Genomic DNA, 24,387 nt, shown 5'->3' with positions numbered 1-24,387 from the left:
GCGATGTCGTCCGATCTTTCTGCACGGCTTGACCGCTTCCTGGGGCGGCTCGAGCAATGGCTGCCGCCCGAGCTGACCGAAGCCGACTGGAACGAGGCCGTTGCCTTCCGCTGGCGCAAGCGCCAGAGCCTGTTCGGCAACATCGGCTATCTCGCGCCGATCCGCCAGCTGCCGCCGATCCACCTGAGCGACCTGCACAACATCGAGCGCCAGAAAGACGCCATCGTCGCCAATACGCGCCAGTTCGTGAACAAGCTGCCCGCCAACAATGTGCTGCTCACGGGCGCGCGCGGGACCGGCAAGTCGTCGCTCATCAAGGCGTGTTTGAACGAGTTTGTGGGTGAAGGCCTGCGCCTGGTCGAAGTCGACAAGGATGATCTGGCCGACCTGGGCGACATCGTCGAGCAACTCGCGCAGCGCCCCGAGCGCTTCGCGATCTTCTGCGATGACCTTTCGTTCGAGGAAGGTGAATCGGGTTACAAGGCGCTGAAGTCTGCACTCGATGGCTCGGTGGCGACACAGTCGGACAACGTGCTGATCTATGCCACGTCCAACCGGCGCCACCTGCTGCCCGAGTACATGAAGGACAACGAGACCTATCAGCACACCTCGGACGGCGAAATCCATCCGGGCGAGGTGGTGGAAGAGAAGATCTCGCTGTCGGAGCGCTTCGGGTTGTGGCTGTCGTTCTATCCGCCCAAGCAGGAGGAATATCTGACCATCGTCGGCCACTGGCTCAAGCACTTCGGCTGCAGCGACGAGGACATCGCCGCTGCACGTGGCGATGCGCTGGTGTGGGCGCTGGAGCGCGGTTCGCGTTCGGGCCGCGTGGCATGGCAGTTCGCCCGCGACTGGGGTGGCAAGCATGGGCGGCAGCATGTCGACTGACAACCTGACGCAAGTGCCGCCGAAGGATGTGTCAACCCACACCCCTGACGGCCGCAAGATCACCGAAGTGGCTGTTGGCGTGCTGGTGCAGCCGGATGGCCAGTTCCTGCTGGCGCAGCGCCCCGAGGGCAAGCCGTATGCGGGTTACTGGGAATTCCCGGGTGGCAAGCTGGAAGCGGGCGAATCGGTGGAAGCGGCGCTCACGCGTGAGCTGAAGGAAGAGCTGGATGTCACGCTACGCACCTGCGTGCCGTGGCACACCATCGAGCACGACTACCCGCACGCGTACGTGCGACTGCACTTCTGCAAGGTGACGGCGTGGGATGGGACGTTGCGTGCGCTGGAGGGCCAGGACTTCGCCTGGCAGACGCTGCCGATCAGCGTCGATCCGGTGCTGCCGGCGACGTTGCCTGTCTTCGAGTGGATGCGCGAGGAAGCGGCGGCTAGTTGAGCTTGCCTGTCGTGTCGCTGCCCGGAGCTTCGGGCGGCAGATCATCCTCTTCCACCACAGGGATCGTGTATTGCTCGGCGGCCCAGGCGCCAAGGTCGATCTGCTTGCAACGCTCGGAGCAGAACGGGCGGTAGCGGCTTTCCGGGACCCAAGGCACCGGCTTGCCGCACGTGGGGCATTTGACGGTCTTCACGTTCATCGCAAAGGCTAGAAATTACAGAGCTTGAGCTGGAACGGGATATCCGCGTCGACCGGCTTCGGGCGCACCTCGCCATCCTGTTGGGTAAAGCGCACCCAGAGCATGTACTTGTTGGCGCTGATCTCGGGAATGAACCCCAGCGCCGCATCGTCCAGGCGCACCTGCATGAGCTGGTACACGCGGCCCGACAGCATCTGTTGATAACTCCCCGCCGTAGCAATCACCTTGCCGCTCTGGCCAGACTCGCGCAGCAAGCGCAGCACGATCATCGTCGCATCGCGCAGCGGTACCAGCGGTTGAGCCCATTTGATGATATCGGCGCGACGGCGCTCGGCGGCGTGATGCTGCCATGCAAAATACGCCGGCAGATCGAATTCACACGTGCCACCGGGGATGATGGCGCGACTGCGGATGCTCGTCAGCCACTCGTTGTCGGCGATGAGTTGTCCGGCTTTGCCGTGGGTGGCGGTGAGGTTGCCCGAGGCGGTTTCCAGCTCGCTGATGACGGCGTCGAGCGCGTCCTGGTCGATCTGCGGATTGGCGCGCAGCGCGGTGAGCGTCTGGCGCTGGCGATCGAGCTCCTTGAGCAGGTCGGCCTTGAGGTCGGCGCGACCGGCCACGTCAACGACTTCGAACAGCGTGGTCAGCGCCACATGGTGCTGCAGCGGATGTTCCTGCGCGAGAAAGAAATCCAGACGCTCGAACAAGTCTTCGAGACGCAGCAACGTCCGAATGCGTTCGTTGAAGGGATATTCGTACAGGATCAAAACGTGGGTGCCCGGTTTGCGGGCCTGCTGGCATAGGCCCCGAAGCCCGTTTGGCTTCGATCTGCCCGCATTCTATGCGAGACCCTCGCGCATCACAATGCAAAGGGCTGTGGCGATCGCTTTCAGGCTATTTCAGTTCGACCGATAGGCTTGGTCCAGACGGTCGATCTGGGCGCCGAGTTCGACGAGCGTGCCGCTGTTGTCGATCACGTCGTCAGCGGCGGCCAAGCGGGCTTCGCGGCTGGCCTGGCGAGCGATGATGGCTTCCACCTGCGCGCGCGGCAGGCCGTTGCGAGTCATCACGCGGGCAATCTGCGTCTCGACGGGGCAGTCGACCACCAAAATGCGATCGACCAGCGTGCGCCAGCTTTGATGCCCCGCCAACGATTCCACGAGCAGCGGGACCACATAGACGAGGTACGGATGGGCGCCCGATGCCTGCGCCGCAGCCCCGCGTGCGAGGCCGATTTCGCGGATCAGCGGATGCGTGATCTGCTCCAGCCGTGCCTTGGCCGTGGCGTCGGAGAAGGCGAGGGCGCGCATGGCGTCGCGGTCCATGGCCCCATCGGGGCGCAGGATACCGGTGCCAAACGTGTCGACCAGCTTGGGGATGGCGGCGCCACCGGGCGCGGTGATTTCGTGCGCGATGGCATCGGTGTCGACGATGGCGGCGCCGCGTTCGGCGAGGCGATCCGCGACGTAGCTCTTGCCGCTGCCGATGCCGCCCGTCAACCCGATCACGCGCATGCCGGCATCCTTAGGGCGCCAGCACGGGGCCCAACCCCGTCAGCACGACGAGTTGCGGGCCGGCCAGCAGCGCGATGACGCCCGCGCCGGCAATGAAGGGCCCGAACGAGAACGGCGATTCGCTTTTCGCGCCGCGCGCGATGCGCACGAGGCCAAACACCAACCCCACCACCGATGACAGCAGCACGAGCAGCGGCAGCGCTTGCCAGCCAAACCACGCACCGAGCGCGGCCATCAGTTTGAAGTCGCCATAGCCCATGCCTTCGCGGCCGCGCAGCAGCTTGTAGGCCCAATAGATGGACCAGAGGAAGAGGTAACCCGCCATCGCGCCGATCACCGCGTCCTGCAGATGCGCGAACATGCCAAACAGGTTCACGCCCAGGCCGAGCCAGAGCAGGGGCTGGGTGATGGCGTCGGGCAGCAATTGGGTGTCGGCGTCGATCATCGTGCCGGCGACCAGGAACCACAGCAGCACCGCCGAGGCGACGGCCACCCACGTCGGGCCGAAGTGCCACAGGCAAGCGGCGGTCAGCACGCCCGTCACCAGTTCCACGGCGGGGTAACGCCAAGAAATCGGCGTCTTGCACGCACTGCAGCGACCGCGCAGCACAAGCCAGCTCAAGACGGGGATGTTCTCTACCGCCTTGATCCGATGGCCGCACGACGGACATGCCGAGCGGGGTACGACCAGGTTGTAGGTGTCGGGGTGGGGTAGCGGCTCTTCGCGCAGCTCGGCAATGTAGTTCGCTTCGTCGCGCTCGATCATCCGGGGCAGCCGGTGGATCACCACGTTGAGGAAGCTGCCGACGAGCAGGCCAACCAGCCCGCCGGCTCCGATCACAAACCACGCTGGCAAGAATGCCAGCGTGGGAATGACGAACATCTCTGGCATTAAACCACCTGGCCCAGCTTGAAGATCGGCAGATACATTGCCACCACCATGCCGCCGATCAACACGCCCAGAATCACGATGATGAGCGGCTCGATCAAGGTGGAGATGTTCGCCACGGCATCGTCCACTTCGCGCTCGTAGAACTCGGCCACCTTGAGTAGCATGTTGTCCAACGCGCCGGATTCCTCGCCGATCTGCGCCATCTGCAGCACCATGTTGTCGAACACGTGTGTGGCTTGCATCGCGTTAGTCAGGCTGGTACCGATGCGCACGGCCTGCTGAATTTCCAGGGTGGCGTCGTGGTAGACCCAATTGCCTGCCGCACCTGCGACGGATTCCATCGATTCCACCAACGGCGTGCCGGCCGCGAACATCGTCGCCAGCGTACGCGTCCAGCGGGCGATGGTTGCCTTGCGGATGATGTCGCCGAAGATGGGGATCCGAAGAATCCAGCGATGTGTGGAGCGCTGCACGTTCTCGGAGCGCTTAAACGCCCGGGCGAACAGCGTAATGCCAATGATGGGCGCAAAGACGATGATGTACCACCACTGCACAAAGAAATCCGAGATGCCCATCACGAACAATGTCGGAGCGGGAAGTGTGGCGCCAAAGCTGGAGAACACGCTTTTGAACGAGGGCACCACAAAGACCATCAGCACCACCGTCACGATGAAAGCCACCGACAGCACCGAGATCGGGTAGATCATGGCTGACTTGATCTGCGCCTTCAGCGCGATCGACTTTTCCATGTACAGCGACAGGCGCTCGAGCAGCGCGTCAAGAATACCGCCCTGTTCGCCAGCGTCGATCAGGTTGCAATACAGCGTGTCGAAGTATTGCGGGTGACGACGGAACGCCTGCGCCATGCTGCTGCCCGACTCGATGTCGACGCGGATTTCCGTCAGCAACTGCGTGAAGTTAGGGTTGGCGTGACCTTTCGCGATGATGTCGATCGACTGCAGCAGCGGCACGCCGGCCTTGAGCATGGTCAACAGTTGGCGCGTGAAGTAGGCGACGTCCTTCGGCACGATCTTCTTGCCGCGGGCCGCGCGCCGGCGCTTGGACTTGGTGATCGACAGACCTTGCTTACGCAGGACAGCATTCACCTCGGTGATGCTCTCCGCGCGCATCTCGCCCTTGAAGATCTTGCCTTTGCGGTCCTTGCCTTCCCACTCGAAGATGTACTGCGTGGGTGCCTTTGTCTTGGCAGTCTTACGTGTCGGCGCGGCGGCCGCGCGGTTTGCGGCGGGTGCTCGTGTGGCCATGGTTGGTTCCTACCCCCCGGTATGGGAACGATTGATCGAGAAGGTTATTGGTCGCTTATTGGTTTGTGGTGGCCAGCACTTCCTCAAGGGAAGTCAGCCCCAGCTTGACTTTCTTCAGGCCCGCTTCACGCAGCGACAGCACGCCCTCTTTGCGTGCCTGCTCAGCGATCTGCAGCGCAGTGCCGTGCGTCAGAATGATCTCCTGGATCGCCTCGGTGATCGGCATGACCTGGTAGATACCGACCCGGCCCTTGTAGCCGCTGCCGTTGCAGGTTTCGCAGCCGACCGGATGGTACGGCTGCCAGGAACCGTCGAGGTCGGCTTCCGTAAAGCCTGCGTCGACCAGCGTTTCCTTGGGCAGCGGCCCCGGTTTCTTGCAGTCCTTGCACAGCCGGCGCGCCAGACGCTGCGCCGTGATCATCAGCACCGACGACGCAATGTTGAACGGTGCCACGCCCATGTTCATGAGGCGGGTCAACGTGGTTGGTGCATCGTTGGTGTGCAGCGTGGAGAACACCAAGTGACCCGTCTGCGCGGCCTTGATCGAAATATCCGCTGTTTCCAGATCCCGGATTTCGCCGACCATGATGATGTCCGGATCCTGCCGCAGGAACGATTTGAGTGCCGCCGCAAAGGTCAGCCCCGCCTTGTCGTTCACGTTGACCTGGTTGATACCGGGCAACTGGATTTCTGCCGGGTCTTCGGCCGTGGAAATGTTGATGTCGCCCGTATTGAGCTTGTTCAGGAAGGTGTACAGCGACACCGTCTTGCCCGAGCCGGTCGGGCCCGTCACCAGCACCATGCCGTACGGGCGCTTGATCACGTCCTCAAGCAACTGCTTCTGCTCCGGCTCATAGCCGAGCTGGTCGATGTCGAGCCGTTCGGTGGACGACTCCAGAATCCGGATCACGATCTTCTCGCCGAACAGCGTCGGCAGCGTCGACACCCGGAAGTCGATGGCGCGCTCGATCGTCTCCTTGTTGTCCTTGTCCTTCTTGTCTTTCGGAACGGTGATCAACAGCTTCATGCGGCCGTCTTGCGGTACGCGCTTTTCCGAGATGTCCAGGCGCGAGAGCACCTTGATACGGGTGGCGATCTTGTCGCGGATATCCAGCGGCGGCTGCGCAACCTGGGCCAGGATGCCGTCGATGCGGAAGCGCACGCGGTAAAACGTTTCAAACGGCTCGAAGTGCAAGTCGGAGGCGCCGCGCAGCAAGGCTTCGGTAAAGAGCTTCTGCAGGAAGCGCACCACCGGGGCATCGTCGATGCCGTCGGTGGTGGTGCGGCGCGTGGCGGCAGCGGCGCCCGCGTCATACTCGATCTGCTTGGCTTCCTGTACAGGGAAGAGCGACTTGATCTCGGCCGGTGCCTCGTTGGCGAGGCTCAACTGGCGCACCAGTTTGTCGTGTTCGACGATGACCGTTTCGATCGCCACGTTCATCTTCTGGCGCAACTCTTCGATCGGCTTCGGATCGCTCGGGTCGGACGTGGCCAGAATGAGGCGGTTATCGCGCCGGCCCAGCGGCAGCAGGCGCAGCTGGGCGAAATGCTTGTTGGCGGCCAGGACCGCCGGCACGGTGTCGAGCTTGTATTGGGCCAGGTCCAGCAGCGGCATCTGGTACTTGCCAGCCACGAAGACCGCCAGATCGTGCGCGCTCATGATGCCGCTGCCCACCAATTCGTCGATCAATTGCGTGCGCTTTTCGCGCGCGCTCTGTTCGAGCTGGGTGAGCAACGTCGGCGCGATCCGCCGGCTCTGTGCTAGAGCGAGTCCAAGTGTCATGAGCCTATCTGACTGACCATTTCAGCGCGCACCCGGCCCCACTGGCTCCAATGCGCGCCCGCCCCCCAAGGCGAGTTGTTTTATGTGTTGTTGCTGGCCCCACCCATTCGTGGGGGGTGGCGGCCGGAATCGGGGCAGTTTGCCGACCGCCCCTGCATTTGTAAAGCGCACATCAAAGCGCAGCTTGCATTTGTGCCACATCGGCAGAAAACCGCCTGAGCTGAAGCTTTTCGCCGCCAGTGTGGCCTTAACTACGCTTTCCCGCCGCTGGCCGGTGCAGCCGCACGGTACGGATGGATTGGTTGTCCATCTGCACGATGTCCATCACGCACCCGGCCACCCGTACGCTGACGGTCGCTTCCGGAATTTCTTCCAGCACTTCCAGTACCAGCCCGTTGAGCGTCTTGGGACCGTCAGTCGGCAAATGCAGGCCCAGGCGCCGGTTCAAGTCGCGCAGGGACATGCCAGCGTCCGCCAGATAGGTGCCCTCGGCATCCCACGCCAGCTTGCCGGCATTGGGCAGCGTGGTGGTGAACTCGCCGATCATCTCTTCGATGATGTCTTCCAGCGTTACCAGCCCCAGCATGTCGCCGTATTCGTTGACGATCAGGCCCAGGCGTCGGCGGTTCTCCTGAAAGTACTGTAGTTGGCGGAAGACCGGCGTGCCGCTTGGCACGAAGTACGGTTCGGCCAGCAGATTGCGGAAATCGTCATGCGTGAGCTCGGTATGCCCCAGCAGCGACAGTGCTTTGCGCACATGCAGGATGCCGATCACCTGATCGCTGTCCTGCTCGAACACCGGCAGCTTGTTGTGATAACAGGTCTCGAGCTGCTGGATCACCTCTTCAATCGGACGCGATAGATCGAGCGATTCCACCCGGGCGCGCGGCGTCATCACATCGTCCACGGTGATGGCATCCAGGTCGAACAGGTTGAGCAGGATGCTGCGGTGCTTGTGCGGGATGAAATTGCCTGACTCCAGTACCAGCGTGCGCAGTTCCTCGGTCGACATCCGTTGCTCCGGCGCCGCCTTCGTATTGATGCGCACCAGCCGCAGCACGCCCATGGCGAACGCATTGACCACGGTTACCAGCGGCGTCGAGATGGTCAGCAACGGCTTGATGATGAAGCTGGCCGGAAAGGCGACGCGCTCGGGATAGGTCGCGCCCACAATCTTCGGGGCGATCTCGGCGAACACGATGATGAGAAACGCAACGAAGGCCGTGGCAATGGACAGCGTGGTCCCGTTGTTGCCGAAATAGTGGATCGCCAGGGTCGTGGTCAGCACCGGCACGGCGGTGTTGATGAGGTTGTTACCGATCAGGATGAGCGACAGCAGCTTGTCGGTCTGGCCGAGCAGTTGCTGCGTATTGCGCGCGCCCGAGACGTTGGACTTGGCGAGATGGCGCAGGCGATGGCGGTTGAGCGCCATCATCGCGGTTTCGGAAATCGAGAAGAAGGCGGAGCAGCACAACAGCAGCGCGACGGCGCCGATTTGTGCCCAGAGCGGCCAAGAGTCCAAGGCGGGAGAACAGGGGAGGCGAAGCGCCCACTATAACAGAGGGGTTTGTCGCGCCGATGCGGCTGGCCGTGGCGTAAGCCTGGGCTGCAAATCCACCTCAGATAGGCGTCCGGAAACAAAAAAGCCCAGCAATTGCTGGGCTTGATGTCCTTGATCGACAAGGGAATTTCTGGTCGGGGTGAGAGGATTCGAACCTCCGGCCTCTACGTCCCGAACGTAGCGCTCTACCAGGCTAAGCTACACCCCGATGCTTCTTTGCAGATCTCGCGCTGGTCAGGACTGACGTTGCAGCGAGAAAGCACACAAGTCTATCAGCGTCTGACGGAAAAGGGAAGGGGGTAATGCATTTGCTGCGGTTTCGGCAGCGGCGGCTTCGCGCTCTGCGGCTTGGCGCGTGTACTCGAGCGCGCCCGAAGCCTGGATGGCCGCGAAGATCGCGTCGAAATGTTCGGTGCCGCCTTGTTCAATGGCCTCGCGCACCAGCGTGCGCTGTTCTTCCGTGCCGTTGCGCAGCAAGTAGATGAGTGGCAGCGTCGGCTTGCCTTCGCGCAGATCGTCGCCGGCGTTCTTGCCCATCTGGTCGGCGGTGGCGGTGTAGTCGAGCAGGTCGTCGACGATCTGGAAGGCAGTGCCGATGCGGCGGCCGTATTCAGCAGCGGCTTCTTCGGTGGCGGCATCCGCGCCCGAGAGCACCGCGCCGATTTGCGCGGCAGCCTCGAACAGCTTGGCGGTCTTGTAGCGGATCACCTGCAGGTAGCGCTCTTCCGTCACGTCCGGGTCGTGCATGTTCAGCAGTTGCAGAACCTCGCCCTCGGAAATGATGTTGGTCGCGTCTGCCAGGATCTGCATGATGCGCATGCTGTTGGCCTGCACCATCATCTGGAAGGCACGCGAATACAGGAAGTCGCCCACCAGCACGCTCGCGGCATTACCGAACACCGCATTGGCGGTCTTGCGGCCACGGCGTAGGTCGGATTCGTCGACCACGTCGTCGTGCAGCAGGGTGGCGGTGTGGATGAACTCGACCACGGCAGCGAGTTCGTGGTGATGCTCGCCTTTGTAGCCGAGCGCGTTCGCGACCAGCAGCAGGATCACCGGACGCAGGCGCTTACCGCCGGCGCTGATGATGTATTCGCCGATCTGGTTGATCAGCACCACCTCCGAGCCGAGGCGGCGGCGGATCACAGCATCGACGGCGCGCATGTCTTCAGCGACGGGGGCGAGCAGGACGGAGGCGGAGGTCTGGGTCAAGGCGGGTTCCGGCGAAAGGCGGTGTGACGGATGGTTGGCTTGCGCGCGCTCGATGCGGCGCAAAAACCGCGAGATTATAGAGCAAGCAGGTGGTTTGCCCGGTGTGTCGGCGGGGCGGGAGCGGCGCCGCAGGCCGTTGCGCGGCGTTGACGTGGATGTTGGGCTTTAGCCTTTGATTTGCTTGGGTTTTTCTTGTATAGTTGCGAGTTCTCTGTGCCCGTTGTTCGCGTAAGCGGGTGGCAAGCGGCGCAAGAGTCACGTTTTAGTTCTTTTATCGAGGTCCGACAATGTACGCGGTCGTAAAAACCGGCGGTAAGCAATACAAGGTTGCTGCTGGCGAAAAACTGAAAGTAGAACAGATACCGGCGGACGTTGGCGCAGAAATCACGCTTGACCAGGTGCTCGCAGTGGGCGCTGGCGACCAACTCAAGGTTGGTGCGCCTCTGGTGAGCGGTGCTGCCGTCAAAGCCACCGTCATCTCCCACGGTCGTCACGACAAAGTGCACATCTTCAAGATGCGCCGTCGTAAGCACTATCAAAAGCGCCAAGGGCATCGTCAAAATTACACCGAGTTGCGTATCGACTCGATCGTGGCCTAAGGCTGCGTCGTCAATTACGTAACCGGATAGGAGTTCAGTCATGGCACAGAAAAAAGGCGGCGGTTCCACACGGAACGGCCGCGATTCCGAGTCGAAGCGCCTGGGCGTTAAGGTGTACGGTGGCCAAGCCATCAACGCTGGCGGCATCATCGTTCGCCAACGCGGTACCCGCACGCACGCTGGCGTGAACGTGGGTATGGGCAAGGACCACACCCTCTTCGCGCTGGTCGATGGCCACGTGAAGTTCGCCAACCGCGGCGAAGGCAAGAAGCAGTTCGTCGACGTTGTTCCGGCGGCCTAATTCAGCCTTGTAGTGCTAAGGCCCCGCACCCGTGCGGGGCTTTTTCGTTTCTGGCCGCTAACAAAACGCGATGCCTGATATTGGACGGTGCGCTGGTTTTTCGCGCATGCTTCCAGCGCAATCTTCAGGCGCGTTCTGTTAGCGATGGCGCAGCAGCGCCGATTCTTTTTTTACCTGCCGTGCGCACGCCGCACGGGCGGAGACCTCCATGAAGTTCATCGACGAAGCCCGGATTGAAGTGATCGCTGGTGACGGCGGCAACGGCAGCGCCTCGATGCGCCGCGAGAAATTCGTCCCGTTCGGCGGCCCGGACGGCGGCGACGGCGGGCGCGGCGGCAGCGTATGGGCTGTGGCCGACCGCAACATCAACACGCTGATCGACTACCGCTTCGCCAAGAAGCACCTCGCCCGCAACGGCGAAAACGGCCGCGGCGCGGATTGCTACGGCGCTGCCGGTGAAGACATCACCCTGCGCATGCCGGTGGGGACCGCCATCTACGACGCCGACACGGAAGAGCTGATCGCTGACCTGACGCTCGACGGCCAGCGCCTGTGCCTGGCGCAGGGCGGCGAAGGCGGCTGGGGCAACATCCACTTCAAGTCGAGTACCAACCGCGCGCCGCGTCAGAAGACCGACGGCAAGCCCGGCGAGCGCCGCAACCTCCGTCTGGAGTTGAAGGTGCTGGCGGATGTGGGCCTGTTGGGCATGCCGAACGCCGGCAAGTCGACGCTGATTACCGCCATCTCGAACGCGCGCCCGAAGATCGCCGACTATCCGTTCACGACGCTGCATCCGAACCTGGGTGTGGTGCGCACGGGTCCGTCGAAGTCGTTCGTCGTGGCCGACATTCCCGGCCTGATTGAAGGTGCTGCCGAAGGCGCTGGCCTAGGCCATCAGTTCCTGCGCCACCTGCAACGCACGCGCGTGCTGCTGCACGTGGTGGATCTCGCCCCGTTCGATGAGAGCGTCGACCCGGTGGCCGAGGCCAAGGCCATCGTCGGCGAGCTGAAGAAGTACGATGCCGAGCTGTTCGACAAGCCGCGCTGGCTGGTGCTCAACAAGCTCGACATGGTGCCCGAGGACGAACGCGAAGCGCGCGTGAAGGACTTCGTGAAGCGCTTCAAGTGGAAGGGCCCAGTGCACCGTATTTCGGCGCTCACGCACGACGGTACGCAGGCGCTGGTCCACGCGATTCAGGAATACCTCGACGAACTGCGTGCCGAAGAAGACGCCGCGGCGGCTGCGCCCGACCAGCGTCTGGACCCGACCCTGCACAACGTCGATCACGACAATCAAGCCTAACGACAACAACATCCTTTGGAGACATGCCCACCATGGCCCTGCATTCGCTGATTGCCGATGCGCGCCGCCTTGTCGTCAAGGTCGGTTCCAGTCTGGTTACCAATGACGGGCGCGGTCTCGACCAAGCCGCGATCGCGCGCTGGGCTGCGCAGATTGCGGCGTTGCGCGCGGCCGGCAAGGAAGTCGTGCTGGTCAGTTCCGGCGCGATTGCTGAGGGCATGCAGCGCCTCGGCTGGGCCAAGCGTCCGAAGGAAATCCACGAACTGCAGGCTGCCGCCGCCGTCGGGCAGATGGGGCTGGCGCAGGTGTACGAATCCGAGTTCGCGCGACACAGCATCCGCACGGCGCAGGTGCTGCTCACGCACGGCGATTTGGCGGATCGCGAGCGCTACCTCAATGCGCGGTCCACGCTGCTCACGCTGCTGAGCCTCGGTGTGGTGCCGATCATCAACGAGAACGACACCGTCGTCACCGACGAAATCAAGTTCGGTGATAACGACACGCTCGGCGCGCTCGTCACCAACCTGATCGAAGGCGATGCGCTGATCATCCTGACGGACCAGCGCGGCTTGTACACCGCCGACCCGCGCAAGGACCCGAACGCGCGTTTCGTCGACGAAGCGCAGGCTGGCACGCCTGACTTGGAGCAGATGGCCGGAGGCGCCGGTTCGAGCATCGGCAAGGGTGGCATGCTGACGAAGATTCTGGCCGCCAAGCGCGCGGCCAAGTCCGGCGCGCACACCATCATTGCTTCCGGCCGGGAAGACAACGTGCTGGCGCGGCTAGCTGGTGGCGAGGCCATCGGCACGCAGTTGCGCGCGCAAACCGGCCGCATGGCGGCGCGCAAGCAATGGATGATCGACCACCTGCAACTGCGCGGGCGCGTTGTACTCGATGCCGGGGCAGTGGAGAAGCTCACCGCTGGCGGCAAATCCTTGCTGCCGATCGGCGTGACGGAAGTGCAGGGCGAGTTTGCGCGCGGCGAGGTGATTTCCTGCGTGGACGCTGCAGGGCGCGAAGTGGCGCGCGGGCTGACGAACTATTCGTCGGCCGAGGCTCGACTGATTGCGCGCAAAGCATCGTCTGAGATCGAGACTGTGCTTGGCTACGTCAGTGCTGCGGAGTTGGTGCACCGGGATAACCTTGTGCTGCTCTGATTCAGCCCCTCAATTGAGCGTCAAAAACAAAAGGCCAACCCCGCGAGGTTGGCCTTTGTGTTTGCAGCGCGTATGGAGCGCCGTATTTCTGACCCTCAGGGCCCGTAATACCGTCCGCCCTGGCCGCCCAGTCGCCGTACGAGCGTAGACGCCTTGCCGTCCCCCGCCACCGACCGCACGTCACAGAAATACGACCGCATCAGCGCCGAGGCGTAGTCGGTCGGACCACCATTGCCGACACGCTGCCAATCGGTGGCGGCCTTGTAGGCGTTCATACTGGCGGATTCGGTATTCGCGGTTTCGTTCATGTCCACCGCGCGGTTGCCGATCCATTGGTTGGTGTCGTTGCGCAGTGTGGCGTAGATGCGGCGCTCGGCGGTGTCGCAACGCAGACCTTCGTAATTGACGTTGCGCGCGCCGGTCTTGCTGGTGATCAGCACGGTGTAGCGCACCACATTGTCCGTGCCGATCGACACCGATTTCGGATCGATGGCGAAGCGCAGCGGCGAATCATTGCGGCCGCCTACGTCGAACGGCACGGCATCACGATCGACTGGCGGGGCGGGGAAGGTGACAGCGTCTTCCTTGAAGGGCTTGTCGTTGAACGGGTCCATCAACAGCTTGTCTTCGAGGTCGCCGGTGCGGTTGTGGCCACATGCCGTCAACGCCAGCGCAGCCGCCAGCGCGAGCGGCACGAGAGCGCGGCGCGCTCCACGTGTCGTCGTCATCAGAGTCACGAATTGTCCTTGGGACTTGTGTCGTCAGGGTTGGAAGAGGAGGCCGGCGCGGACACGCTCACCGTTTCGACGATGACCGTCGTAGTGGTGACGGTCAGGGTCGGCTGGGCGTGCGGTTCGCGCGCATGCTGCTCGCTCCGACCGCCTTGGCCGCCGGAACGTTCACGGCCGTCGCGATTGTCGCGCCCATCGCGTTCGCGGTGTTGCCCGACCCGTCCATACGGCGAGAGCGGCGCACGACTCTGCCGCTGCACGAAGCGCGAGAGTTCCGACAGCGCCAGTTGGTACACCTCGCGCTTGAACTCAATCACGGCCTCGAGCGGCACCCAGTACTGGCTCCACCGCCAGGCATCGAACTCCGGATGCTCGGTGGCGCGCAACTGAATGTCGCAATCGCGACCGACCATGCGCAGCAGGAACCAGATCTGTTTCTGGCCCCGATAGTGGCCGCGTATCTCGCGGCGGATGAACTTGTCCGGCACCTCATACCGCAGCCAGTCGCGTGTGCGACCGACGATCCGGACGTGTTCTGGCAACAGGCCGACTTCTTCGTGCAGTTCGCGGAACATCGCTTGTTCGGGTGTCTCACCGTACTTGATGCCGCCTTGTGGAAACTGCCAGGAGTGCTCGCCAATGCGCTTGCCCCAGAACACCTCGTTTCTTGCGTTGATGAGGATGATGCCGACGTTCGGGCGGAAGCCTTCACGATCGAGCATGACTGCACCTCGAATACTTTAGAATTACGCCGATTATAGAGCGGCCTGTCGCTCGGCTGTCACAGAAGCCGAAATGTTGCCGCTCACTCGCGCCTCCTGGGGGAAGGGTGCCGACGGCGTGAATGTGCGTCTGGCGCCTCGTCTCATCTCCTGATTCCGGTGGCTTTTGCCCTTGTTTTCGCGGCTTTGGTTGGCCGCGCCATCTCTTATTGTCAGTCGCATGAAAGCGTCCCAGTTCTTCATTTCCACGCTCAAGGAAGCGCCCGCCGACGCGGAAATCGTGTCGCACAAGTTGATGATGCGTGCCGGCATGATCAAGAAGCTCGGCGCGGGCCTCTATACGTACATGCCCGTGGGTCTGCGCGTGATCCGCAAGGTCGAGCAGATCGTGCGTGAGGAAATGAACGCCAGCGGCGCGGTGGAAGTGCTGATGCCGGTGGTGCAGCCGGCCGAGCTGTGGCAAGAGACTGGTCGCTGGGACAAGATGGGCGACGAGATGATGCGCGTGAAAGATCGCCATGACCGCGACCTCGTCATCCAGCCGACTTCCGAAGAGGTGGTGACCGACATCGCGCGTACCGAGATCCGCTCGTACAAGCAGATGCCGGTGAATTTCTACCAGATCCAGACCAAGTTCCGTGACGAGCGCCGTCCGCGCTTCGGCATCATGCGCGGCCGCGAATTCACCATGAAGGACGCGTACTCCTTCGACCGCGACGCCGAAGGCCTGAAAGCCTCGTACCAGAAGATGTACGACGCCTACACGCGCATCTTCCAGCGCTTTGGTCTGCAGTTCCGCGCCGTGGCGGCTGATAACGGCGCCATCGGCGGGTCGGGCTCGCACGAGTTCCACGTGATTGCCGAGACGGGCGAAGACGCCATCGTGTACTGCCCGGATTCGGACTACGCCGCCAATATCGAGGCCGCCGAGGCGCTGGCTCCGGCCACGCTGCGCGCCGCGCCGACGCAGGCATTCACCAAGACGCACACGCCGGGCCGCACCAAATGCGAGGCGGTGGCCGAGCAACTGGGCATTCCGCTCGAACGCAACGTCAAGTCGATCGTGCTGGCAACGGACGTCGATGGTGGTGAGCCGCAAATCTGGATGCTGCTGATCCGTGCTGATCACGAGCTCAACGAGGTCAAGGCATCGAAGGTGCCGGGGCTGGCCGAATTCCGCTTCGCGACCGAAGGCGAAATCCTCCGCGCATTCGGCACGCCGCCGGGCTATCTCGGCCCGATCGGTACGAAGCAGCCGATCAAGGTGGTGGCCGATCGCACTGTGGCGGCCATGAGCGATTTCGTCGTCGGCGCCAATGAAGAGGACTACCACTTCACCGGCGTGAACTGGGGCCGCGACCTGCCCGAGCCGGAGGTCTATGACCTGCGCAACGTGGTGGAGGGCGACCCGTCGCCGGACGGCAAGGGCACGCTGGCGATCTGCCGCGGCATCGAAGTCGGCCACGTCTTCATGCTCGGCACGCGCTATTCCGATGCGATGAACGCCACGTTCCTCGATGAAAACGGCAAGACCCAGCCGATGGTGATGGGCTGCTACGGCATCGGCATTACGCGGATTCTGGGCGCGGCCATCGAGCAGAACTACGATGCGCGCGGGATCATCTGGCCCGCGTCGATCGCACCGTTCCAGGTGGTGATCTGCCCGGTGGGCTACGACCGCTCCGACGCCGTGCGCGCGGAAGCCGATCGCCTGCACGCAGAGCTGGTGGCTGCCGGCATCGACGTCATTCTGGACGACCGCGGCGAACGCCCGGGCGCGATGTTCGCTGATTGGGAGCTGATCGGCGTGCCATTCCGTGTGGTGGTGGGCGACCGTGGCCTGAAGGAAGGCAAGCTGGAATTCCAGGGCCGCCGCGACGAGGCTGCCACCGCCGTGGCGCCGGCCGATGTGCTGGCGACCCTGAAGGCGCGCCTCGCGCAGTAATGGAGCCGAACTGCATGCACCGCTTGCGCTTGCCCCGCCCGATCGCCACTGCGCTATGCGCGGGGGCCTTGCTTGCGGGCATCGCGGGCACACGGCCGGCGTGGGCGGGCGCGCAGAAAGAGGAGTACCTGGCGGACTCCGTGCGCAGTGCGTTGTCCGCCGCCGTGGCCGACAGCCGCCCGCTGCGCCCGGTGTTCGCCAGCAACGATGAGCAACTCGGCTATCTGCGCTGGTTGGCCGAGATGTCGGTGCGCATGTCGAGCAAGATCCCAGTGGCATCGGTGCGCGTGGAACTGATCGAAACCGCGTACTACGAAGCCAAGCGTGCGGGCCTCGATCCGGCCCTGGTGCTGGGTCTCATCCAGGTGGAAAGCGGCTTCCGCAAGTACGCCATGAGCAGCGCGGGCGCCATGGGCCTGATGCAGGTGATGCCGTTCTGGACGCGCAGCATCGGCGATAAGGACCCCCGCAAGCTGTTCCACCTGCAGAGCAACCTGCGCTATGGCTGCACGATCCTGCGTCACTACCTCGACATGGAAGGCGGCAATTTGTACCTGGCGCTCGGCCGCTACAACGGCAGCCGAGGCCAGCCGCAATATCCGAACGCGGTGCTGGCGGCGTGGAAGCGCTGGCAGTACCAGGAGTCGAGCACGATGACGGTGTCCGCCCCGGTGCCGACAGAAAACGCGCCGCGCGCCAAGGCGCTACCCGAGGTGCCGGCACGCAATCCGTTCTCGCCGCTGCGTATTGCCGGCGGCCCGGCTGGCGGTTCCTGATCGTCGGCCGCGGAGCGCTCGGCCTACAATAGGGCCATCCCTTTCGCTCGCCTGCATCTCCTCATTGCGCATGTCCACGACCCAACCGTACGCGACCATGTCCGAAGCGCTGCGCGACTGGCTGCAGCGTCACGTGACCGAAGGCTTCGAGGCTGACCCGCTGGTGGCCTCGATGGTGCAGTCCGGCTATGACCGCGCCTTCGCGCGCCGCGTTGTCGATGAGGCGCTCGCTGCCCGCGCGCCGGCGCCCGTTCCAGTTGCAGTGCAGGTTCCCGTGCCGGCCGCTCAGGAAGCCGTGGAGAACAGCAACGCCGTCCATACCGCCGATGGCGACATCCCCATTCTGTTTGCACTGGAAACGCCGCGCATCGTGCTGTTCCAGCATTTCCTCTCCGACGAGGAGTGTGATCAGTTGATCGCGCTCGGGCGCAATCGCCTCAAGCGTTCGCCGGTCGTGAACCCGGATACCGGTGAAGAGAACCTGATCTCGGCGCGCACGAGCCAGGGTGGGATGTTCCAGGTAGGCGAGCATCCGCTCATCGCCAAGATCGAGGCACGTATCGCGCAGGCGGTGGGCGTGCCGGTCGAGCATGGCGAGGGCTTCCAGGTGCTGCACTATCAGCCCGGTGGCGAGTACCAGCCGCACTTCGATTTTTTCAACCCGGGCCGTACCGGCGAGGCGCGTCAGTTGGAAGTCGGAGGCCAGCGCGTGGCCACCATGGTCATCTACCTGAACAGCGTGCAGGCCGGCGGCGCGACCGGCTTTCCCAAGCTCGGGCTGGAGGTGGCGCCGGTCAAGGGCAACGCCGTCTTCTTCGTCTACAAGCGGCCGGATGGCTCGCTCGATGAAGACACGCTGCACGCCGGCCTGCCGGTGGAGCGCGGCGAGAAGTGGATTGCCACCAAGTGGCTGCGTGAGCGGCCGTATCGGCGTCAATAAGGGCGCGGCGCCTGAGCGACGGTCACGCGCATGGAATACACGTTCCTCTCGGCGACGATCCTGCTGGTGCTGATCACCGATCCGCTCGGCAACATTCCCATCTTCATTTCCGCGTTGAGGCCGGTGGCGCCTGAGCGACGCAGCCGCGTCGTGCTGCGAGAAGTCGGCATCGCGTTCGTGCTCTTGCTGGTCTTCATGCTTTTCGGCGATGCGTTTCTGCGCATGATGAGCCTGACCGACTTGTCCTTGCAGATGGCGGGCGGCATCGTGCTGTTCCTGATAGCGCTGCGCATGATCTTTCCGCGCGAGGGCGCTGCCGATGCGCAACCCACGGGCGAGCCCTTTATCGTGCCGCTGGCAATTCCGGCCATCGCCGGGCCATCTGCCATGGCGACGGTGATGCTGCTGGTTTCGCAGGCGCCGGGCCGCATGTGGACGTGGATCGGCTCGCTGTGCGCGACGATGGCGGTGTCGGCGGTGGTGCTGCTGAGCGCCACGCAAATCCAGCGCCTGGTGGGCGAACGCACGGTGATGGCATTCGAGCGGCTGATGGGGCTGATCTTGGTGGCGATCTCGGTGGAGATGTTGCTGAAGGGCATCCGCACCTTCGCGCATCAGCTCTGAGCGGGCCGCGCAGGCACAAACAAAAAGGGCGACTCGATGGTCGCCCTTTTTGTTTGTGCCTGCGCCGCGTCAGGTGTTCTTGAGCGCGCGGATGGTCGGCAGGTTGCGCCAGTAGCCCTTGGCATCCATGCCGCAGCCGAACACGTAGCGGTCGGGCACGTTGAAGCCGCAGAAATCCGGGTACAGCGGCTTGTCCTTGGCGAGCGTCTTCTCGCACAGCACGGCGGAGTAGAACTCAGCGGCGCCCATGTCGATGATGCGCGAGCGGATGGCGGCCATCGTTTCGCCTTCGTCGAGGATGTCGTCGAGCACCAGCACCGTGCGGCCCTTGACCGACTCGCGCGGCGCCACGCGCCACTGCATCTCTTTGCTACCCACGGTTTGATTGTTGTAGCGCGAGAGGTGGATGTAATCGAACTCGAGCGGGAAGGCCAGCTTGGGCAGCAGCATGCCGGTGAACACGCAGGCGCCGCCCATCACGGACAGCACCATCGGGAAGGTGTCGCCGATCTTCTCGGTGATCTCAGCGGCCATGCGATCCAGCGAGCCGCGCACGGCGTCTTCGCTGACGATTTCTTCGGAGTTGGCCCAGAGTTCGCGGGCCTGTTCTGCATTCAGCATCGTGTTGGTCTGGTGAAAACGGTTTGAGGGAAGGGCGTGGGTTGGTTATCCACCAAACAAACCTTTCATGCCACCTTTCATCCCGCCCATGGCGCGCATCATCTTCATCATGCCGCCGCCCTTGAGCTTCTTCATCATGGTCTGCATTTGCTCGAACTGATTGAGCAGGCGGTTGACCTCCTGCACTTGCACACCCGCACCCGCGGCAATGCGACGCTTGCGGCTGGCCTTGATCAGTTCGGGCTTGGCGCGCTCGGCGGCGGTCATGCTGTTGATGATGCCTTCCATGCGGCGGACCTGCTTCTCGGCCTGGTCCATGTTGGCACCTTGCGCCTGCTGGGCCATCTGCGCGGGGAGCTTGTCGATCAGGCTGCCCAGACCGCCCATCTTCTTCATCTGGCCGATCTGGGCCTTGAAGTCTTCCAGGTCAAAGCCGCCGGTCTTCTTGATCTTGGCGGCAAGCTTCTGCGCCTCTTCCATGTCGACACCGCGCTGGGCTTCTTCCACCAGCGCGAGGATGTCGCCCATGCCCAGAATGCGCTGGGCCATGCGGTCGGGGTAGAACGGCTCCAGCCCGTCGAGCTTTTCGGCCACACCGACAAACTTGATCGGCTTGCCCGTGATGTGACGCACTGACAGCGCCGCGCCACCGCGCGCATCGCCGTCGAGCTTGGTCAGCACCACGCCGGTCAGCGGCAGGGTGTCGTTGAACGCCTTGGCGGTGTTGACGGCATCCTGGCCGAGCATCGCGTCGACCACGAATAGCGTTTCGGCCGGCTTGAGCGCGCCGTGCAGCGCGGCGATCTCCTGCATCATCGCCTCGTCGATACCGAGGCGGCCGGCCGTGTCGACGATCAGCACGTCGTGATAGTGCTTCTTGGCCCAGTTGACCGCCGCGACGGCGATGTCCACTGGTTTCTGGTCCGGCTGCGAAGGGAAGAAGTCAGCGCCGACCTGTTCGGAAACGGTCTTCAGCTGCGCGATAGCGGCGGGGCGATACACGTCGCACGACACCGTCAGCACTTTCTTCTTCTTGTTCTCTTTGAGCCACTTGGCCAACTTGCCGACCGTGGTGGTCTTACCCGCGCCTTGCAGACCCGCCATCAGGATGATCGCGGGCGGCGTGACGTTCAGGTTCAGCTCCGCCGCGCGGCCGCCGAGGATGTTGTTGCCGACGCCTTCCAGCGCTTCCTGGCCGCCGATGATGGCGGTCAGCTCGCGCTGCACGATGCCGACCAGCGCTTGTCCCGGCGAGAGGCTCGTAATGACTTCCTCGCCGAGCGCCTTTTCCTTGACGCGGGCAATGAACTCGCGCACGACCGGCAGCGCCACGTCGGCTTCGAGCAGTGCCAGGCGGACTTCGCGCAGCATCTCGGCGGTATTGGCTTCGGTCAGGCGCGCTTCGCCGCGCATGGTCTTGACCACGCGCGCGAGCCGTTGGGTCAGATTATCCAGCATGACAGTGACAGGGATCCGGAATTGGGGACGGGATGAAGATGAGGCCGGTGCTCGCTTGGCGTGCGCCGGCTAGGAATGTGCGTTCCGCTTGGCCGCCCGCTGAGGCTTTCGGCGGGGACGGGCCCCAGCCAAAACCGGGGTGCGCTGCGGTAAACTGTGCAAATGGTCATTGTACTGTATGCGCTGACGGCGCTTCTCTATGGCACCCTCGCCTGGACGGCGTGGGTACGACGCGGTGGGCTCGAGGCCTCGGCCGCGGCGGGTGCCATGCTGGGCGGCCAGCCTTCCGGCGCAGCGGTGCTGGTGCCGCCGCCCCCGGCTTCTGCGGATTCCGCCCCTGGCTGGTGGCGATGGGGCCTGCTGGCGGCCCTGGCCGCCCACGGCTTTCTGCTGCACGAGACCATCTTTCCAGCCAGTTCCATGGTGTTTGGCTTTGCCTATGCGCTATCGGCCATGCTGTGGCTGGGTGTGGGCATCTTCTGGATCGAGAGCCTGTTCTTCTCGCTGGCAGGCCTGGGCCTGCTGGTGATGCCGGTGGCGCTGCTCGGCAGTCTGCTGCCGCTGGTGTTTCCGGGCGCGCAGATCCTCGGCTATGCGGCCAGCCCGCTGTTCAAGCTCCACTTCGCCATCGCTAACGTCGCGTATGGGCTGTTCACGCTGGCGGCTTTCCACGCCATCCTGATGCTCGCCGCCGAGCGCCGACTACATACCATCAATCGCCCGAATGAGTCCGGCTGGCTTGGCCGCTGGCTCGACTTGCTGCCGCCGTTGCTGACGCTGGAAAAACTGCTGTTCCGCCTGATCGGCGCGGGCTTCGTGCTGCTCACGCTGACCATCGCTTCGGGCGTGCTGTTCTCCGAGCACCTGTTCCACCGTGCCTTCCACTTTGATCACAAGAATGTGTTTGCGGTGCTGTCGTGGGCGATGTTCGGCGGCATCCTGCTGGGGCGCCGTTTCCGTGGCTGGCGTGGGCGCGTGGCGCTGCGCTGGGTGATGGCGGCGTTTGCGATTCTGCTGCTGGCCTACGTGGGCAGCCGCTTCGTGCTGGAAGTCATCCTTCACCGCGTGTAACGCGTTCTTGGTGTTTCTTTTGGCGATCTCGCCACCTCTGTTGGTTTTTCCATGGCCCGTCCTGTTTTGCTGATCCTGATGCTGCTCGCCGGCTGGTGGTGGCTGAGCCGCCTGGGGTCGCGTTCGTCCCGCACCTCAGGACAGTCCGCATCGCAGGGGGCGGCGCGGCGCGCGCCTGAGCCCGAGGCATCCCAACCCATCGAGCAATGCGCCGTGTGCGGGGTGCACGCGCCACGCTCCGGCATGGTGGCACTGTCTGGCGGGCGCTATCGCTGCCCCGAACACGCCGACCGGGGCGGCGCGTGATGCCGGATGCGTCCGGCACGTCGCCGGCTGGGGCACCCAAGAGGGCTGACGCCGGACCGCGCCGACTGCTCTCCCGCTTGAACGCGTGGCGCGCGCTGCGCTCGGTGTGGCGGGAGCCCGATCCTCCCGAATTTCAATGGCGCCTGCTGCGCTATTTCGCCTTCAGCCGTGCGGCTGTGGCGCTGGTGCTGCTGCTGTTCGTGATGGTGCCGCGTGGCCACGATGAAGCAGCCGGCCTGCCCAATAGCGAGACGCTGCTCAGTCTGACGCTGCCCTACCTAGCGGTGGCACTGCTGATCCTGGCGGCGGCCGGCTGGTGGCGCACGCGGTTCCAGTTCCGGGTGCGGCTGGATGTTGCGCTCGATCTGCTGTTCCTTGGGATGGCGTATGCCGCCCTGTCGCGCCTGTCAGCCAGCGTGGCGATGGTGTTGTTGATGCCGGTGCTGGCGGCTGGCGCGCTCACCAGTCTGCTGTTTGCGCTGTTCACGGCGGCGGTGGCGTCGATGGTGGTGCTGGCCGATCCGTTCCTCCAGATGCTTGGCGACGGCGTGATTGCGCCGGGGCTGGCGTCGGCGGGGCTGTATGGGCTCGTCTACATGACGGCCGCGTCGATGATGTACGGCTTGTCGCACCGCCAGATTGCGCAAGAGCGCCTGACGATGGCGCGCGAGCGCGAGTTGCGCCTGCAGCAGCTTGTGAACCGCCTGATGGTCTACGACATGCAGGACGGCGTGATGCTGGTGCGCGCTGACGGCCGCGTCGTGGCGGCCAACCCGGCGGCGGCTGTGTTGCTGGGCGTGCCGCAAAACGCCTTCGTGGGCAGCGGCGCGATGCTGTTCGACCTGAAGGACGTGCCGCACCTGCGCCCGCTGCTTGAGACGCTGCGCCAGTGGCTGCGCCGCAAGAGCCGCCCCGCAGACGGCACGGGCGACGACGATGCGCCGCGCATTCTCGACTTGCTGCCGATCGCGCAGGGCGGCAGGCGTGCGCCGCCAGCCCGCTTGCGTCTGCGCTTCATCCTGCCGAGCCTGGCGAATTTGCGCAGCGTCTATCTGGACAGCCTCGTCAGTTCGATCGGCCTGGGGTTGCCGGGAGAGAGCGGCGAAGTGTCACGCCCACGCCAACTTTCGGCCGATACCGCCGCGCAAGGCTGGTCGAGCGATGACGAAGCGTTTCTGCGCCACGAGTTGCACGACACGGTGCTGATCCACGTGGAGAGCTGGGAGCGTGTGGCGGAGCAGGCGCAGCAGGAAAAACTCGCGTCCATGGGCCGGCTGGTGGCCAGCATTGCGCACCAGATCCGCAACCCACTGGCCGCGATCAGCCAGGCCGCCGAACTGCTGGATGATCCGGGCGACGGCACTGAGGGCAACGGGCCCACGCGCCCGGAAGGCGCCGGCGTGGAGACGCGCCTGCTGCGCATCATTCGGGACAACGTGCGCCGGCTGGACCAGGTGGTCGCCGATGTGCTGATGCTTTCGCGCCGCCCGCGTGGCGAGCGTGTGCGTGTGGAGCTCGCCCACGTGCTGCCCGAGGTGATCGACCGCTGGCGCGCCGAGGCCCTCCGCCGTGCCGGCACCGAGATCAACGCTAATCTCGTCCGCGTGGCGGTGGACCTCGACAAGCCGGTGCTGTTCGACCCGGCGCAGTTGCAGCAGGTGGTGGGCAACATGCTCGACAACGCGCTGCGCTATTGCCGCCGCGTGCCGGGTTCGATCCTGTTGGCTGCCTATGCATTGGATGAGACCCACGCCGAACTCGTCATCTGGAACGACGGCCCCGAGGTCAGCGCCGAACAACAGCGCAGCCTGTTCGAGCCGTTCTTCACGAATGACGCCCAAGGCACTGGCCTGGGCCTCTACATGGCGCGCGAGTTGTGCGGCGCCAACGATGCGCAGATCCGCTACGGCGCCATCGCGCTGGAATCCTTGCTCGATCGCACCGGAGCGTTGACCATGGAGGCACATGACACCCTGCCGCGCCGCGCCTTCGTCATCACCCTGATGTTTGATCAACACGCCGTGCCGATTGCGGACTGACCCGCCGGCTGTGCATTTCCGCTGATCTT

Annotated in this window: 25 protein-coding genes and 1 tRNA gene; 13 read left to right on the top strand and 13 right to left on the bottom strand. The window is 64.0% G+C overall.

Annotation, left to right across the window (positions count from 1 at the left end):
- The first annotated feature begins 3 nt into the window (after positions 1 to 3).
- Both ACS7SF_RS06485 and ACS7SF_RS06480 read left to right on the top strand, forming a co-directional pair.
- Complete coding sequence (locus ACS7SF_RS06485) at positions 4 to 888, top strand: ATP-binding protein (RefSeq protein WP_439892218.1); 885 nt, start codon at positions 4 to 6, stop codon at positions 886 to 888.
- Positions 878 to 1,339, top strand: coding sequence for an NUDIX domain-containing protein (locus ACS7SF_RS06480; protein WP_439892217.1), 462 nt, complete (start codon positions 878 to 880; stop codon positions 1,337 to 1,339). The genes ACS7SF_RS06485 and ACS7SF_RS06480 overlap by 11 nt, the downstream gene beginning before the upstream one ends.
- On the opposite strand, the gene ACS7SF_RS06475 is transcribed toward ACS7SF_RS06480, so the two are convergent.
- The 9 genes from ACS7SF_RS06475 to ispB form a co-directional block, all read right to left on the bottom strand.
- A complete protein-coding gene (locus tag ACS7SF_RS06475) occupies positions 1,332 to 1,538 on the bottom strand; it encodes a DNA gyrase inhibitor YacG (protein ID WP_439892216.1) in 207 nt (68 codons plus the stop codon). The genes ACS7SF_RS06480 and ACS7SF_RS06475 overlap by 8 nt on opposite strands.
- Before the next feature lie 8 nt (positions 1,539 to 1,546).
- Entirely contained in the window at positions 1,547 to 2,305 is a 759-nt protein-coding gene (zapD, locus tag ACS7SF_RS06470) for a cell division protein ZapD (protein WP_439892215.1), read from the bottom strand.
- A 132-nt stretch (positions 2,306 to 2,437) separates the two neighbouring features.
- On the bottom strand, positions 2,438 to 3,052 hold the full coding sequence (coaE, locus tag ACS7SF_RS06465) for a dephospho-CoA kinase (protein WP_439892214.1): 615 nt from the start codon (positions 3,050 to 3,052) through the stop codon (positions 2,438 to 2,440).
- A 10-nt stretch (positions 3,053 to 3,062) separates the two neighbouring features.
- Positions 3,063 to 3,944, bottom strand: a complete 882-nt coding sequence (locus tag ACS7SF_RS06460; RefSeq protein ID WP_439892213.1) for a prepilin peptidase — start codon at positions 3,942 to 3,944, stop codon at positions 3,063 to 3,065.
- Entirely contained in the window at positions 3,944 to 5,209 is a 1,266-nt protein-coding gene (locus ACS7SF_RS06455) for a type II secretion system F family protein (protein WP_439892212.1), read from the bottom strand. Before ACS7SF_RS06455 ends, ACS7SF_RS06460 begins: the two co-directional genes overlap by 1 nt.
- Before the next feature lie 55 nt (positions 5,210 to 5,264).
- The gene (pilB, locus tag ACS7SF_RS06450; RefSeq protein ID WP_439892211.1) at positions 5,265 to 6,992 is read right to left on the bottom strand and encodes a type IV-A pilus assembly ATPase PilB; all 1,728 of its coding nucleotides are present in this window, start codon (positions 6,990 to 6,992) and stop codon (positions 5,265 to 5,267) included.
- A gap of 247 nt (positions 6,993 to 7,239) precedes the next feature.
- Positions 7,240 to 8,514 (bottom strand): HlyC/CorC family transporter, encoded by a 1,275-nt coding sequence (locus tag ACS7SF_RS06445; RefSeq protein WP_439892210.1) that lies wholly within the window; start codon positions 8,512 to 8,514, stop codon positions 7,240 to 7,242.
- A gap of 170 nt (positions 8,515 to 8,684) precedes the next feature.
- Positions 8,685 to 8,761, bottom strand: a tRNA-Pro gene (locus tag ACS7SF_RS06440).
- A 26-nt stretch (positions 8,762 to 8,787) separates the two neighbouring features.
- A complete protein-coding gene (ispB, locus tag ACS7SF_RS06435) occupies positions 8,788 to 9,717 on the bottom strand; it encodes an octaprenyl diphosphate synthase (RefSeq protein WP_439892709.1) in 930 nt (309 codons plus the stop codon).
- A 335-nt stretch (positions 9,718 to 10,052) separates the two neighbouring features.
- Here ispB and rplU point away from each other — a divergent pair, with 335 nt between their 5' ends.
- The 4 genes from rplU (at position 10,053) to proB (ending at position 13,125) form a co-directional block, all read left to right on the top strand.
- Positions 10,053 to 10,364, top strand: coding sequence for a 50S ribosomal protein L21 (gene rplU / locus ACS7SF_RS06430; protein WP_004633023.1), 312 nt, complete (start codon positions 10,053 to 10,055; stop codon positions 10,362 to 10,364).
- 40 nt (positions 10,365 to 10,404) lie between these two features.
- The gene (gene rpmA, locus ACS7SF_RS06425; RefSeq protein WP_004633021.1) at positions 10,405 to 10,665 is read left to right on the top strand and encodes a 50S ribosomal protein L27; all 261 of its coding nucleotides are present in this window, start codon (positions 10,405 to 10,407) and stop codon (positions 10,663 to 10,665) included.
- A gap of 208 nt (positions 10,666 to 10,873) precedes the next feature.
- Positions 10,874 to 11,968 (top strand): GTPase ObgE, encoded by a 1,095-nt coding sequence (obgE, locus tag ACS7SF_RS06420; RefSeq protein WP_439892209.1) that lies wholly within the window; start codon positions 10,874 to 10,876, stop codon positions 11,966 to 11,968.
- Positions 11,969 to 12,000: 32 nt separating this feature from the next.
- Positions 12,001 to 13,125 (top strand): glutamate 5-kinase, encoded by a 1,125-nt coding sequence (gene proB, locus ACS7SF_RS06415; RefSeq protein WP_439892708.1) that lies wholly within the window; start codon positions 12,001 to 12,003, stop codon positions 13,123 to 13,125.
- Between the two features lie 95 nt (positions 13,126 to 13,220).
- Here the strand turns inward: proB and ACS7SF_RS06410 are convergent, their stop codons facing one another.
- The gene (locus tag ACS7SF_RS06410) at positions 13,221 to 13,853 is read right to left on the bottom strand and encodes a CNP1-like family protein (RefSeq protein WP_439892208.1); all 633 of its coding nucleotides are present in this window, start codon (positions 13,851 to 13,853) and stop codon (positions 13,221 to 13,223) included.
- A 5-nt stretch (positions 13,854 to 13,858) separates the two neighbouring features.
- On the bottom strand, positions 13,859 to 14,578 hold the full coding sequence (locus ACS7SF_RS06405) for an RNA pyrophosphohydrolase (protein WP_439892207.1): 720 nt from the start codon (positions 14,576 to 14,578) through the stop codon (positions 13,859 to 13,861).
- Between the two features lie 220 nt (positions 14,579 to 14,798).
- Between ACS7SF_RS06405 and ACS7SF_RS06400 the strand changes: the two genes are divergently transcribed.
- The 4 genes from ACS7SF_RS06400 (at position 14,799) to ACS7SF_RS06385 (ending at position 18,863) form a co-directional block, all read left to right on the top strand.
- Positions 14,799 to 16,523, top strand: coding sequence for a proline--tRNA ligase (locus ACS7SF_RS06400; protein ID WP_439892206.1), 1,725 nt, complete (start codon positions 14,799 to 14,801; stop codon positions 16,521 to 16,523).
- Between the two features lie 14 nt (positions 16,524 to 16,537).
- Positions 16,538 to 17,299, top strand: a complete 762-nt coding sequence (locus ACS7SF_RS06395) for a lytic transglycosylase domain-containing protein (RefSeq protein ID WP_439892205.1) — start codon at positions 16,538 to 16,540, stop codon at positions 17,297 to 17,299.
- Between the two features lie 70 nt (positions 17,300 to 17,369).
- On the top strand, positions 17,370 to 18,239 hold the full coding sequence (locus tag ACS7SF_RS06390; protein ID WP_439892204.1) for a 2OG-Fe(II) oxygenase: 870 nt from the start codon (positions 17,370 to 17,372) through the stop codon (positions 18,237 to 18,239).
- Between the two features lie 30 nt (positions 18,240 to 18,269).
- Positions 18,270 to 18,863 carry a MarC family protein gene (locus ACS7SF_RS06385; protein ID WP_439892203.1) on the top strand — a complete coding sequence of 198 codons (594 nt, stop codon included), beginning with the start codon at positions 18,270 to 18,272 and terminating at the stop codon, positions 18,861 to 18,863.
- Between the two features lie 69 nt (positions 18,864 to 18,932).
- Here ACS7SF_RS06385 and ACS7SF_RS06380 read toward each other — a convergent pair whose 3' ends face one another.
- Together ACS7SF_RS06380 and ffh are read right to left on the bottom strand one after the other, a co-directional pair.
- On the bottom strand, positions 18,933 to 19,484 hold the full coding sequence (locus tag ACS7SF_RS06380; RefSeq protein WP_426395081.1) for a hypoxanthine-guanine phosphoribosyltransferase: 552 nt from the start codon (positions 19,482 to 19,484) through the stop codon (positions 18,933 to 18,935).
- Between the two features lie 45 nt (positions 19,485 to 19,529).
- A complete protein-coding gene (gene ffh / locus ACS7SF_RS06375; RefSeq protein WP_439892202.1) occupies positions 19,530 to 20,942 on the bottom strand; it encodes a signal recognition particle protein in 1,413 nt (470 codons plus the stop codon).
- 162 nt (positions 20,943 to 21,104) lie between these two features.
- Between ffh and ACS7SF_RS06370 the strand changes: the two genes are divergently transcribed.
- Genes ACS7SF_RS06370 through ACS7SF_RS06360 form a run of 3 tightly spaced genes read left to right on the top strand, consistent with a single transcriptional unit; the run spans position 21,105 to position 24,358 of the window.
- Positions 21,105 to 22,013 carry a cytochrome C assembly family protein gene (locus ACS7SF_RS06370; RefSeq protein WP_426395078.1) on the top strand — a complete coding sequence of 303 codons (909 nt, stop codon included), beginning with the start codon at positions 21,105 to 21,107 and terminating at the stop codon, positions 22,011 to 22,013.
- A 51-nt stretch (positions 22,014 to 22,064) separates the two neighbouring features.
- A complete protein-coding gene (locus ACS7SF_RS06365) occupies positions 22,065 to 22,319 on the top strand; it encodes a PP0621 family protein (RefSeq protein ID WP_439892201.1) in 255 nt (84 codons plus the stop codon).
- Entirely contained in the window at positions 22,316 to 24,358 is a 2,043-nt protein-coding gene (locus ACS7SF_RS06360) for a sensor histidine kinase (protein WP_439892200.1), read from the top strand. Before ACS7SF_RS06365 ends, ACS7SF_RS06360 begins: the two co-directional genes overlap by 4 nt.
- Positions 24,359 to 24,387 lie beyond the last annotated feature (29 nt).

The sequence above is a fragment of the Ralstonia sp. 25C genome (assembly GCF_051904805.1).
Taxonomy (GTDB): Bacteria; Pseudomonadota; Gammaproteobacteria; order Burkholderiales; family Burkholderiaceae; genus Ralstonia.
The sequence above is the reverse complement of the archived record's forward strand: the minus strand, read 5'-3'. Positions and strand labels throughout refer to the sequence as shown.

Bases quoted from the DNA above. Each gene is read 5' to 3' on its own strand.
- obgE (WP_439892209.1), top strand. From the start codon at position 10,874: ATGAAGTTCATCGACGAAGCCCGGATTGAAGTGATCGCTGGTGACGGC.
- ACS7SF_RS06390 (WP_439892204.1), top strand. From the start codon at position 17,370: ATGTCCACGACCCAACCGTACGCGACCATGTCCGAAGCGCTGCGCGAC.
- ispB (WP_439892709.1), bottom strand. From the start codon at position 9,717: ATGCGCGCCGTCGATGCTGTGATCCGCCGCCGCCTCGGCTCGGAGGTG.
- ACS7SF_RS06460 (WP_439892213.1), bottom strand. From the start codon at position 3,944: ATGCCAGAGATGTTCGTCATTCCCACGCTGGCATTCTTGCCAGCGTGG.
- ACS7SF_RS06475 (WP_439892216.1), bottom strand. From the start codon at position 1,538: ATGAACGTGAAGACCGTCAAATGCCCCACGTGCGGCAAGCCGGTGCCT.
- pilB (WP_439892211.1), bottom strand. From the start codon at position 6,992: ATGACACTTGGACTCGCTCTAGCACAGAGCCGGCGGATCGCGCCGACG.
- ACS7SF_RS06370 (WP_426395078.1), top strand. From the start codon at position 21,105: ATGGTCATTGTACTGTATGCGCTGACGGCGCTTCTCTATGGCACCCTC.
- ACS7SF_RS06400 (WP_439892206.1), top strand. From the start codon at position 14,799: ATGAAAGCGTCCCAGTTCTTCATTTCCACGCTCAAGGAAGCGCCCGCC.
- rpmA (WP_004633021.1), top strand. From the start codon at position 10,405: ATGGCACAGAAAAAAGGCGGCGGTTCCACACGGAACGGCCGCGATTCC.
- ffh (WP_439892202.1), bottom strand. From the start codon at position 20,942: ATGCTGGATAATCTGACCCAACGGCTCGCGCGCGTGGTCAAGACCATG.
- ACS7SF_RS06380 (WP_426395081.1), bottom strand. From the start codon at position 19,484: ATGCTGAATGCAGAACAGGCCCGCGAACTCTGGGCCAACTCCGAAGAA.
- ACS7SF_RS06385 (WP_439892203.1), top strand. From the start codon at position 18,270: ATGGAATACACGTTCCTCTCGGCGACGATCCTGCTGGTGCTGATCACC.
- ACS7SF_RS06395 (WP_439892205.1), top strand. From the start codon at position 16,538: ATGCACCGCTTGCGCTTGCCCCGCCCGATCGCCACTGCGCTATGCGCG.
- ACS7SF_RS06485 (WP_439892218.1), top strand. From the start codon at position 4: ATGTCGTCCGATCTTTCTGCACGGCTTGACCGCTTCCTGGGGCGGCTC.
- ACS7SF_RS06455 (WP_439892212.1), bottom strand. From the start codon at position 5,209: ATGGCCACACGAGCACCCGCCGCAAACCGCGCGGCCGCCGCGCCGACA.
- rplU (WP_004633023.1), top strand. From the start codon at position 10,053: ATGTACGCGGTCGTAAAAACCGGCGGTAAGCAATACAAGGTTGCTGCT.
- ACS7SF_RS06365 (WP_439892201.1), top strand. From the start codon at position 22,065: ATGGCCCGTCCTGTTTTGCTGATCCTGATGCTGCTCGCCGGCTGGTGG.
- ACS7SF_RS06405 (WP_439892207.1), bottom strand. From the start codon at position 14,578: ATGCTCGATCGTGAAGGCTTCCGCCCGAACGTCGGCATCATCCTCATC.
- ACS7SF_RS06480 (WP_439892217.1), top strand. From the start codon at position 878: ATGTCGACTGACAACCTGACGCAAGTGCCGCCGAAGGATGTGTCAACC.
- ACS7SF_RS06410 (WP_439892208.1), bottom strand. From the start codon at position 13,853: ATGACGACGACACGTGGAGCGCGCCGCGCTCTCGTGCCGCTCGCGCTG.
- proB (WP_439892708.1), top strand. From the start codon at position 12,001: ATGGCCCTGCATTCGCTGATTGCCGATGCGCGCCGCCTTGTCGTCAAG.
- coaE (WP_439892214.1), bottom strand. From the start codon at position 3,052: ATGCGCGTGATCGGGTTGACGGGCGGCATCGGCAGCGGCAAGAGCTAC.